Raw genomic sequence first — 12,077 nt, 5'->3', positions numbered from 1 at the left:
TAAATAATTATTTTATAATATAGTACATAAATAGATAAAAAAAAAGAACGTAATTTAACAAAAGTTACATTCTTTTTTGCTATTTTTTATATCTTTTTCTGTACTCTGCAGGAGAGAGTGTAAATATTTGTTTGAATCTCTTATGAAAGTAGCTGTTATTTTCATAGCCTATATTACTTATAATATCTGAAATGGACAGATTAGTTTCTATTAAAAGTTTTGAGGCTACCTCAAATTTTTTATTTTGCAGCATTTCTTTAAAAGTTTGACCAAATTTAGATTTTATGAATCTGCTTATCTGAAATATATTGCTATTAAGCTGTTTGGCTAATTCTGATAATTTGGCTGTTTTATACTCTGTTTCTATGTAATTTTCTATATATTTTGATATAGTATATTCATCATCTAATACAAAATTTTTTTCTAGAAGAAAAGTATAATTGTATAAATACATAAATAATATGCCAATAAGTTTTTTATTAATATTAACTTCATCTAAAGATCGGTTTGTTATTATAGAGTATATTAAATTTTCGATTATATTTTCTATTGGAAGTATTCCGAATGTATTAAATAGTAAAAATTGTCTTTTAGTATTATCACTTTTAGATAAATTTATTATAAAATCTTTTATATAGTTATTTTCATCTAACATAGATAATACATCATTGAAAAAATCTTTTTTTATTATAAAGTTTATGGCAACATCATTTTTATTGCAGGCTTTTATTTTATGAGAGATATTAAAATTTAAAAATAGCAGATCTCCCTTATTTAAGGTTATTTCTTCATTATCTATTATATGTATAATATTTCCTTTAAGAACATAAATAACTTCTATATATGTATGATTGTGTTCCGGTATATCTATAAATCTTGTATGTGGTCTTATTGTGATTAAATTCCCTTTCTTTAAGAATTTATTTACATCTACGCATATAAAATCATTGTCATCAGTATACAGCTGTTTTTTAAAACTCTTTTTTCCAGATAAAATTTCACGTTCCTCTTCAGTTATATTGTCAAAGAAATTCAAAATTTTACTATCTATGGTGTTTACCTCCGCATAATAATGATACTACTTATTATAACATAATTGAAGTCAAATTTCATTAATAAATCAAAAAAAAATACTGTTAGTTTCAAATTTAGTCCTTATGTAAAAAAAACAACTGTAGTAGAATATTTCAATAATAAATTTATTCTACATGTTATATATTATATAAAGAGGAATTATGAAAATAAATTATTTTTTAGCTGTAGATATAGGCGCTTCAGGCGGAAGACATATATTGGGATATATTAATGAAAATAATAAATTATCAGTTGAAGAAGTTTACAGATTCAAAAACGGCGTATCTGAAATTGACAATCATTTATGCTGGGATTTAAATTATCTTTTTTCTGAAATTGTAAAAGGCATAAAAAAATGTAAAGAAATAAATAAAATACCAGTTTCTATGGCTATAGATACTTGGGGTGTAGATTTTGTTTTATTGGATAAAGATAATAATGCATTGGGAAATGCTGTAAGTTATAGAGATAAAAGAACTTTTAATATTCCTGAGGAAGTGTATAAAATAATATCTAAAGAAGAACTTTATAAGAAAACAGGAATACAAAATAAGGAGTTTAATACAATATATCAATTATATTCAATGAAAGACAGCGTAATTTTAAGTAAGGCTGATACTTTTTTGATGATGCCTGATTATTTTAATTTTTTGCTTACAGGTAAAAAAAATAATGAATATACTAATGCCAGCACTACACAATTATTAAATGTTTCATCTTGTGAATGGGATACTGATATATTGGATGAGCTAAAAATACCTAAACATATGTTTCAAAATATATTACAGCCTGGAACATTTGTGGGTATGTTGAAAGATGATATAAAAGAAGCAGTAGGATTTGATTTGGAAGTAGTTACAGCACCATCTCATGATACAGCTTCAGCAGTATTATCAGTGCCTACAGAAAAAGATGACTTTTTATATATGAGTTCTGGTACTTGGTCATTATTGGGTATAGAAAGTGAAAAATACAATAATAGTTTGGATAGTTTGAAATTGAATTTTACCAATGAAGGCGGTTATAATCATAAATATAGATATCTCAAAAATATAATGGGACTATGGATAATACAAAATATTAAAAAAGAATTAGATAATAAATATTCTTTTGAAGAATTAAGTAATATGGCAAGAGAATTAAATGACAGCAGCGTTATTATAGATGTTAATGATAATGCATTCTTTTCTCCTAGTTCTATGATAGATAGTATAAAGGATTATTGTAAGACTAAATTAAATTATGAAACTAAATCTATAAATGATATTGTAAATATTGTATATAACAGTCTTTGTCATAGTTATCATGAAGCTATAAAAGAAGTTGAGTTTTTATCGGGTAAGAAAATGGATTCATTCTTTATAATAGGAGGAGGTTCTCAGGATAATTATTTAAATTCTTTAATAGCTAAGAAAACTAATATGCATATTTTCTCAGGACCTGTTGAGGCAACATCTATAGGTAATATTACATGCCAAATGTTAAATAAGGGTGTATTTTCTTCTGTTAAGGAAGCAAGAAAATGCATTTCTTATTCTTTTGATATAAAACAATATAATTAAAATATTTGAGGAGTTTTTTATGAGCAGATATGAAGAAGCTAAAAAAATGTATTCTAAATTATCAATAAATACAGATGAAGCATTAGAAAAATTACAAAATATAAAAATTTCTGTACATTGCTGGCAGGGCGATGATGTTAATGGTTTTGATACTAAACAGAATCTATCTGGCGGTATACAAACTACAGGTAATTATTTAGGAAAAGCTAGAAACTATCAGGAATTGATGCAGGATATGGATAAGGCTTTTAGTTTAATACCTGGAAAGCATAAACTTAATTTACATGCTAGTTATGCTATATTTGAAGACGGAGAATTTGCTGACAGAGATAAACTTGAACCAAAACATTTTAAAAAATGGGTTGATTTTGCAAAAGAAAGAAATATGGGTATTGATTTTAACCCTACATTTTTCTCTCATCCTAAAGCATCTCAATTCACATTATCAAGTCCTGATGAAGAAATTAGAAAATTTTGGGTAGAGCATGGAAAAGCTTGTATAAGAATATCTCAATATTTTGCTGAAGAATTAAATGAACCATGCGTTATGAATATATGGATACCTGATGGTTATAAAGATATACCTGCAGACAGAATGTCTCCTAGAGTAAGATTTCAAAAATCATTAGATGAAATATTATCTATAGATTATGATAAAGAAAAAGTTCTTGTTTGTTTAGAATCTAAAGTTTTTGGTATAGGTTTGGAAAGCTATACAGTTGGTTCTGCTGAATTCTGTATTAATTATGCAGCTTCAAGAGGTATTATGCCTTTAATGGATAATGGTCATTATCACCCAACAGAATCTATTTATGATAAAATTTCTTCTATGCTTTTATTCAATAAAAATTTAGCATTGCATATAACAAGACCTGTAAGATGGGATTCTGACCATGTTATATTATTTAATGATGAAGTTAAAGAAATATGTAAAGAAATAACAAGATGCGATGATATATCAAGAATAAAAATAGCAACAGATTATTTTGATGCTAGTATAAATAGAATAGCTGCTTGGGTTATAGGAATTAGAAATGTTCAGAAAGCTTTATTATTCGGATTACTTCAGCCTAATAAAACTTTATATGATCTTCAAATGAAAAGTAAATTTACTCAATTAATGTTTTTACAAGAAGAAATAAAAACTTATCCTTTTGGAGATGTATGGAATGAGTTTTGTAATAGAAACAATGTAATAGGCTCTGAAGAATGGTTTAAAGAGATAGAAGATTATGAGAAGAATGTTCTTGTTAAAAGAGTTTAATTTTAATAGTTATTATAAGGATGGAATTTATGGATTATAATATTAAATTTGTAAAAGGTTTTATAGAATTAGCTAAAGACGGATATCTTCATAATTGGCATGAAAGAAACGGAGGAAATTTAAGCTATCGTTTAACAGAAAAAGATGTTGAAGAAGCATCTAAATATTTTAAAGAAAATAATGAATATAAACCTATAGGTGTATCAGTTCCTAAATTGGCAAATGAATATTTTATGGTTACAGGTTCAGGAAAATTTTTCAAAAATGTTGATTTAGATACAGAGGATAGTACTTGTATAATACAGGTTGATAATAGCGGAGATAATTACCGTGTATTATGGGGCTTAAAGAATGGAGGAAGACCAACTAGCGAGCTTCCTACTCATTTAATGAATCATGAAATAAAAAAAATCACTACAGATAATAAACATAGAGTTATATATCATTGCCACCCAACTAATGTTATTGCTTTAACATTTGTACTTCCTTTGGATCATAAAATTTTTACTAGAGAGCTTTGGGAGATGGCTACTGAATGTCCTGTAGTATTTCCAAATGGTATAGGTATAGTAGAATGGATGGTTCCTGGCGGAAGAGATATAGCTATTGCTACTTCTAAACTTATGCATAATTTTGATGCTGTTATTTGGGCGCATCATGGTTTATTTTGTTCAGGAGAGGATTACGATATTACTTTTGGGCTTGCTCATACTATTGAAAAATCTGCTGAAATTTTAGTGAAAGTTTTATCTATGTCAAATAATAAGAGACAAACTATTTTACCTCAGAATTTCAGAGATTTAGCTGTAGATTTTAAATTGACTCTTCCTGAAGAATATTTATATGAAAAAAAATAATTATATAGGAAAATATATTAAATTTTGATGTTTTTATTTTTATAGCTTTATTATGTATCTGTTATTCTTACTAGATACTTATTTTTATTATGAGGAGTTTTTATGCAATATGTTATAGGTGTTGATGTAGGCAGCGGAAGTGTAAGGGCTGGAATATTCTCAATTACTGGGGATAGTCTTATATTTAAAAGTAAAGACATCAAAAATAGAAAAATGTCTGGTAATTTTGTTGAGCAGTCATCTACAGATATATGGGAAAGTCTTTGCTATGTTGTAAAAGAATCTATTAAAGAGGCTAAGATAAACCCTTTAGATATTATTGCTATAGGTTTTGATGCAACTTGTTCTCTTGTAGTATTAGATAAAGATGATAAACCTGTTAGTGTTAATCCGGATAATGATGATTATTGGAATATTATTATGTGGATGGATCACAGAGCAGAAAAAGAAACTGAACTTATAAATTCTAATAATTATGAAGTTCTTAATTATGTTGGCGGTAAAATTAGTATTGAAATGGAAATACCAAAAATACTATGGCTTAAAAATAATTTAATTGATTCATATAAAAGAATTGATAAGTTTTTTGATTTAGCTGATTTTTTGCAGTATAAGGCTTCTGGATCTGATATTAGAAGTTCATGTACATTGGCTTGCAAATGGACATATTTAGCACATGAAAATAGATGGGATAAAAGTTTTTTTGAGGCAATAGGTTTATCTGATTTATTAGAAAATAAAAATATAGGTACCACAGTTAAAGAACCTGGAAGTTTGGCAGGTACTTTAACAAAACAAAGTGCTTTAGAATTAGGGCTTCATGAAAATGTAAAAGTTTCTGTAGGAATGATAGATGCTCATGCAGGAGGTCTTGGTTCATTAAGAGATGAAGCTGATGATGTTCTTGTTATAGTTGCTGGAACTTCAGCTTGTCATATGATGAATAGAAATGAATCTACTTTTATACCCGGTATATGGGGACCTTATTATAATGCTATGGTTTCTAATATGTGGCTTAATGAAGGCGGACAAAGTGCCTATGGCAGTTTATTAGATTATACATTGAGAAATCATTCTTACTATAGCACTGTATTAAAACAAGTAAATGGTGTGCATAATAAAGTATATGATGTATTGAATGATGAGATTAAAAGATTAAGAGAGAAAGATCCTTATATAATAAAAGATTTACATGTTTTAGATTATCATTATGGAAATAGATCTCCAAGAGCAGATAATAAACCTAGAGGTATGATTGTAGGTATAGATATGGCTGAGAACTTAGAGTCTATGGCTAAAATATATTTGGCTGTTTTAGACAGTATATGCTTTGGTACTAGACATATTATAGAAGTTGCAAGAGATAATGGATATAAGATAAATACTATTATTGTTTGCGGCGGTGCTACTAAAAATACATTATATATGCAGGAATTAGCAGATATTTGTAATCAGGATATTTATTTTGCCGGTCATGATGAGGCTGTTGTTTTAGGAAGTGCTATTAATGCTGCTATAGCTTCCGGCGAATATCCTACATATAAAGAAGCATTGAATAAAATGGGAAGACTTGGAGATATAGTAAAACCTAATAATAAATTAGCTGATTACTATAATAAAAAATACGAAATTTATTTAAATATGTTTAATGATAAAATTAAATATGAAAATATTATGAAAGATTTTTAATTGATTAATCTGGAGATAGAAATATGCAATATTATATTGGATTAGATAATGGAGGCACTACTACTAAGGCGGCTTTATATGATGAATTAGGTAATGAAATAACCATAGCTTCAACAGATACAAATGTCATTAATCCTAAACCTGGTTTTACTGAAAGAGACATGGAAGAGATGTGGGAAGCTAATTGCAGAATAATATCTCAGGTTATTGAGATGTCTAAAATTAATCCTAAAGATATAGCTGCTTTAGCATGCTGCGGACATGGTAAAGGTTTATATTTGTGGGGAAAAGATAATAAGCCATCTTATAATGGTATTATATCAACAGATAACAGAGCTTGGAAATATGTTACTAATTGGAAGGAGAGCGGGGTAGAAAAAGAGGTATTTAAATTATCATATCAGCATATAATGCCTTGTCAGCCTGTTGCTTTATTATCATGGTTTAAAGATAATGATATAAATGTAATAAATAATACTCAATATATTTTTGAGTGTAAAGATTATATAAGATTTAGATTAACAGGAGAGGCAAATGCCGAGATTACTGATTATTCAGGATCTAATCTATTAAATTTAAATACAAAAAATTATGATGATGAGCTTCTTAAATTATTTGATTTAAGTATGATAAAAGATAAACTTCCTCCTATCAAAAATTCTACAGATATATGCGGTTATGTAACAAAAGAAGCTGCTCAAAAAACAGGATTATTAGAGGGTACACCAGTAGCTGGAGGAATGTTTGATATAGATGCTTGTGCTATTGCTACAGGTTTGGTTAATGAAGATAATGTATGTATGATAGCAGGTACTTGGAGCATAAATGAATATATAAGAAAAGATGCTGTATTAGACGGATCGGTATTGATGAATTCTGTTTTCTGTATGCCTGAATATTATCTCATAGAAGAATCTAGTGCTACTTCAGCCGGAAACTTTGAATGGTTTTTGAAAAATATTTTTGGTGATTTTGTACAAAGTGTATCTTCTAAAAAAGATTTATATAAAAAAATAGATGAAGAAATAGACTCTGTATCTATTAAAGATTTCTGTCCTATATTTCATCCGTTTTTAATGGCAAGCAATGTTCATCCTAATGCTAAATCTAGTATAATAGGAATGAATAATTATCATACTAGAGCACATTTATTTAGAGGAATGTATGAAGGAATCGCTTTCTCTCATAGATTTCATTTAGATAAATTAAAGGTCAGCAGAAATAAACCTATAAAATCTATCAAATTAGCTGGCGGTGTTGCTAGATCCAAAGTTTGGAGCGGTATGTTCAGTGATATTATGGGAATAGATATAGATGTAATTGATATAATGGAAACAGGAGCATTCGGATGTGCTATTGCATGTTCTGTGGCTTCAGGTCAATATAAAACTATGGAAGAAGCTGCAGAAAAAATGGTTAAAATTGCCAATACCATAAAAGCAGACAAAGATAAACATGAAATATATTCTAAAAAGTATAAATTATATAAACAAACATTAGAATTATTGGATAGTCTTTGGGATAATATTGATTTATAATTATATTGTAAGAATTTTTTCCATCATTAATTTCATTTTATAGAAAACTCTTTTTGGGGACTAATGGTCCCCTATTTTTATTTTTTACAGAATAAATTTTTGACAAATTTACATTTTACTGATATAGTTTTTCAAGTTAGTTAGGAGTTTAATTATGCAGATATTTCAAGAAAAATTATTAAAAGCTTTGGAAATTTATCAAAACGATTTTGATAATATTATAGGAAGTTTTTTTGATGATAAAGATAAATATAATAATTTAATAAGTAAATATTCATGCGAAATGGAAGATGATGTTGATAAAAATTATTTGTTAAGGGCTAGACTTTCATTTTCAATTATATATTATAAAAATCTACAAGCTTTAAATAAAGAAGCTTTGAAAAATATAATCATTCATTTATTTAATGAAGAATTAAAAGACAGAGAACACTCAAAGTATAAAGGAATAGGAATAGCATTAGAGTCTTTGACATTTCTTCTAAGTAAATACAATAAAGATAATAAGGATTTATTTGAAAAAGCAAAAAAGATAAATACTGATTGTGCTATTGGTTATGATAGTAATGTAAGATTTGAAACTGATATAGAAAAATTAACTATTCAGTATTGTATGCATTATGCTTTGGAATTGGGATTTAAAGATTTATATTATGAATTAATAGATGTATGGAAATCAAGCATTGAAAAATGGGACAGAATTAATTTAGAAAGGCTTAGAGATTTTGAAATTGAAATAGGAAACAAAGATGGTGAATTAGAGGCTAATAAAAAACTTTATGAGATTGTGAAAAGTGATTATGATAAAAATAAACAAAATCAGGCACTATCAAAGAAGTATTTATTTTATTTAGTTTCATATTTAAGTAATTATGCAGAGAATTTAATAATGCTTTCAAATTATGATGAGGCTTTGAATATTATTTTATCAAATATTGATGATATAAAGTCTATTAATAATAATACTTTTTATAAAGTTCATGCCGGCATATCAATAGTAGATAGTGCATTAAAAATTTTACTTAACAAAGAAATTAATGATAATATAAATTTATTATGGGATTTTATAAAGATAGCATTTACTAATGAACATAATACATATTCAAAGAGTTTATATGATTCTTTCTTTAAAGCATGCGATAAAATGAATGATTTAGAATTGAAAGAGAAAGTTGAAAAAGAGATAAAAAACTAAGCACGGGCTACGGTAAGCAAACCTATTTTGTTAATGCATTCTAGTTTCTTAATCTCTTTAGAAATTTCATTTAAAGTGCTTCCCGTGGTAAGTACATCATCTATTATAAGAAGATCTATTTTATTATGATCGCTGTAGTCGGTATTTATCACAAAAGCATTTTTTATCATGTTTAGTCTTTCTGTTTTACTGTTTAAAGAACTTAACGCTTTGGTTTCTTTTTGCCTGAATATTATATCATCTATTAATTTTATATTTAGAATTTTAGATATTGTTTCTGCTATAATTTCGCTTTGATTGTATCCTCTTTCCAAAAATCTATTTTTACCAAGAGGCACAAAAGTAACGGCATCATAGCTTTTAATATAATCTTTATAATAATAACTAAGCATAGCAGCAAAGTCTTTACAAATTAAATATCTATGAGAGAACTTCATTTTGTGAATCAAATCTACTGTATGATTATTATAATAAAGCATAGATTTACATTCATCAAAATAAAGTTCTTCATCTTTGCAAATGCATATTGATTTTTCACTTTCTAAAACTTTACCGCATTTGGGGCATCGTATATATTCATCTTTATGTATATAATCCAAATTTTTATTTATGCAGTCAATACAAACATAATTCATATTATTACTTTGCATTAATTCACCGCATATTATACAGTGATTAGGAAATATTAAAGAGAGTATATTATTTATAATATGTTTGTAAAGTTTCATTTAATATTTAATTATTTTACTTGTATCATAGGAGTAACTCCAGAGCCTGAAACTTGAGGCATTTTACCGTCCCATTTCTCTATATACATTCTCTGTATTAAAAGAGGAGTTAAAGATTCCTGCATTATTCTATTAGCTTCTGCTATACCTTTAGCTTTTGTTATTTCAGCTTCAGCTTCATATCTTACTTTTTCCAATGCATTTTGTGCTGTTAAAGCATCTTGGGAAGCTATCAATTTTCTCTCTATTGCCTGATCAAATTCATCAGAAAAATCATGTTCTATAATAGAGCATGCAGCAACTGTAATACCATAATCTTCAAAATCGCTCATAACTTCTTTTAAAAGCTCTCCAGCCATTTCATTTCTTTTTGTTATGAATTCTTCTATAGTATATCTTGCAGAAACAGCATTCAAACTCTCTGATATTCTAGGATTAACTAATTTGTTTTTATAATCTGTTCCAAATTTTCTAAATAAATCCAAAGCATTTCCTGTTATAGAATACTGAACATTTAAAGTCATAGATATTGTCTGCATATCCTTTGATGATACAGCATAAGTTTTTTCTACTGTTTGTTCTCTTACTTCCATAGTTTTTATTGCATCTATAAAAGGTATTCTAAAATGAAGTCCAGGCTCTTCCTCTGATATTGCTTTACCCAATCTACTTCTTATTCCCACTTCTCCTGTTGATACTATTGTAACGCTGGAAAATATTAAAAATCCAACAATTAAAACCACAGGCAATGCTATAAAAAGTATAGAATGCAGCTTATTTGAATTTAAATTTATTATTTTCATATGTTCCTCCTTAAATATGTATGAAATATTAAAATATAAATAATTTTTTTGCAAGTATATCCTATTGGGGTATTATTCGGAATCATTTGTATTAAAATAAAAATAATTTATTATGCTAAAATATTAATTGCATTAAGAAAAAAAATACTATATAATTTATCCTACTATTTACAAATAACAGCTGCATTAATTATGTCAAATTGAATAATAGTCAAAAAAAGTAATTTTTTATTATCGGAGTCTTTTTATGGAAATGCTTAATAGAGTTTTAATATCAGATGATGGTCATAGAATGTATACGTATATTTTTAAGCCTGATTCTAATCCTAAAGCAATAGTGCAAATAGTTCATGGACTTGGAGAGCATGCTGGAAGATATAAAGAGATTGCTGAAAAACTTAATAAAGAAGGATTTTTAGTTTGTGCTGATGATCATAGAGGATTTGGAAGAAGCACTGTAAGTAAAGATCAAATAGGGCATATGGCTGATAAAAACGGACATGAACTTATTATAGAAGATATGAAGCATTTGATGGTAAATACTAAAGCTGATTATCCTAATCTTCCTTATTTTATGATGGGTCATAGTATGGGTTCTTTTCTTACTAGAGGTTTTTTAATTAAATATCATAAAGATTTAAATGGTGCTATAATAATGGGTACCAGAGGAAAACCTAAAGGAATAGAAAACTTAGGAAAAACTATAGCTAATATTCAGAAGTCATTATTCGGCGGAAGAAAAAGAGCTTATTTACTTGACAAATTATCAGTTGGCGGATACGGTAAAAAATTCTTCCCTAAAGATAATTCAGATTTAGCATGGCTTACTTCAGATAAAGAAGAAATTAAAAAAGCTCAGGAAGATGAATACTTTGCAAATAAGCCTGCAAGTATAGAAACTTACATTCAATTATTTGAACTTATTGATAAAATTTCAAATAAGGATAATTATTCTTCTATGGATAAAAATTTCCCTATACTTTTAATATCAGGAGCGAAAGACCCTGTAGGAGATATGGGAAAGGGAGTTAAATGGGTTCATGAAATGTATGAGTCATTAGGATTTAAAGATGTTACTATAAGTCTTTATGAAAATGGAAGACATGAAATACTTAATGATGTTCAAAGAGATGATGTAGCTAAAGAGATAATTGCTTGGCTTAATGCTCATATAGCATAGTATTACTATATGATATTTTTATAAAGCATAGGTATAATTATTTATACTTATGCTTTTTTAATAGTATATACTGAAAATTTTTAACTTTGTAATTTTTTTATTGTTCTTTTTCCCACCGCACACCACATGCGGGCTTCGCCAAGAACCAAAAAGTGCAAGGATAGAATTAATACTAAATCATACTAAA

The 12,077-nt window shown here is 27.3% G+C and carries 10 protein-coding genes; 7 read left to right on the top strand and 3 right to left on the bottom strand.

Annotated features, from left to right (window positions below; genetic code table 11):
- Window positions 1-79: 79 nt before the first annotated feature.
- Complete coding sequence (locus tag BRSU_RS10510; RefSeq protein ID WP_083997900.1) at window positions 80-1,036, bottom strand: AraC family transcriptional regulator; 957 nt, start codon at window positions 1,034-1,036, stop codon at window positions 80-82.
- A 199-nt stretch (window positions 1,037-1,235) separates the two neighbouring features.
- Between BRSU_RS10510 and rhaB the strand changes: the two genes are divergently transcribed.
- From rhaB to BRSU_RS10480, 6 genes are all read left to right on the top strand, one after another.
- The gene (gene rhaB, locus BRSU_RS10505; protein ID WP_209435152.1) at window positions 1,236-2,636 is read left to right on the top strand and encodes a rhamnulokinase; all 1,401 of its coding nucleotides are present in this window, start codon (window positions 1,236-1,238) and stop codon (window positions 2,634-2,636) included.
- Between the two features lie 19 nt (window positions 2,637-2,655).
- Window positions 2,656-3,900 (top strand): L-rhamnose isomerase, encoded by a 1,245-nt coding sequence (locus BRSU_RS10500; protein ID WP_048595318.1) that lies wholly within the window; start codon window positions 2,656-2,658, stop codon window positions 3,898-3,900.
- A 29-nt stretch (window positions 3,901-3,929) separates the two neighbouring features.
- On the top strand, window positions 3,930-4,757 hold the full coding sequence (gene rhaD, locus BRSU_RS10495; protein ID WP_209435151.1) for a rhamnulose-1-phosphate aldolase: 828 nt from the start codon (window positions 3,930-3,932) through the stop codon (window positions 4,755-4,757).
- Between the two features lie 102 nt (window positions 4,758-4,859).
- Entirely contained in the window at window positions 4,860-6,446 is a 1,587-nt protein-coding gene (locus tag BRSU_RS10490; RefSeq protein ID WP_048595316.1) for an FGGY-family carbohydrate kinase, read from the top strand.
- 23 nt (window positions 6,447-6,469) lie between these two features.
- Window positions 6,470-7,984, top strand: coding sequence for an FGGY-family carbohydrate kinase (locus tag BRSU_RS10485; RefSeq protein ID WP_048595315.1), 1,515 nt, complete (start codon window positions 6,470-6,472; stop codon window positions 7,982-7,984).
- 154 nt (window positions 7,985-8,138) lie between these two features.
- Window positions 8,139-9,179 carry a hypothetical protein gene (locus tag BRSU_RS10480; RefSeq protein ID WP_048595314.1) on the top strand — a complete coding sequence of 347 codons (1,041 nt, stop codon included), beginning with the start codon at window positions 8,139-8,141 and terminating at the stop codon, window positions 9,177-9,179.
- On the opposite strand, the gene BRSU_RS10475 is transcribed toward BRSU_RS10480, so the two are convergent.
- Window positions 9,176-9,907, bottom strand: a complete 732-nt coding sequence (locus BRSU_RS10475; RefSeq protein WP_048595313.1) for a ComF family protein — start codon at window positions 9,905-9,907, stop codon at window positions 9,176-9,178. The genes BRSU_RS10480 and BRSU_RS10475 overlap by 4 nt on opposite strands.
- A gap of 11 nt (window positions 9,908-9,918) precedes the next feature.
- Window positions 9,919-10,710 carry a prohibitin family protein gene (locus tag BRSU_RS10470; RefSeq protein WP_048595312.1) on the bottom strand — a complete coding sequence of 264 codons (792 nt, stop codon included), beginning with the start codon at window positions 10,708-10,710 and terminating at the stop codon, window positions 9,919-9,921.
- Window positions 10,711-10,957: 247 nt separating this feature from the next.
- On the opposite strand from BRSU_RS10470, the gene BRSU_RS10465 reads away from it, so the two are divergent.
- The gene (locus tag BRSU_RS10465) at window positions 10,958-11,890 is read left to right on the top strand and encodes an alpha/beta fold hydrolase (RefSeq protein ID WP_048595311.1); all 933 of its coding nucleotides are present in this window, start codon (window positions 10,958-10,960) and stop codon (window positions 11,888-11,890) included.
- The last annotated feature ends 187 nt before the right edge of the window (window positions 11,891-12,077 follow it).

The organism is Brachyspira suanatina (assembly GCF_001049755.1).
Taxonomy (GTDB): Bacteria; Spirochaetota; Brachyspiria; order Brachyspirales; family Brachyspiraceae; genus Brachyspira; species Brachyspira suanatina.
The sequence above is the reverse complement of the archived record's forward strand: the minus strand, read 5'-3'. Positions and strand labels throughout refer to the sequence as shown.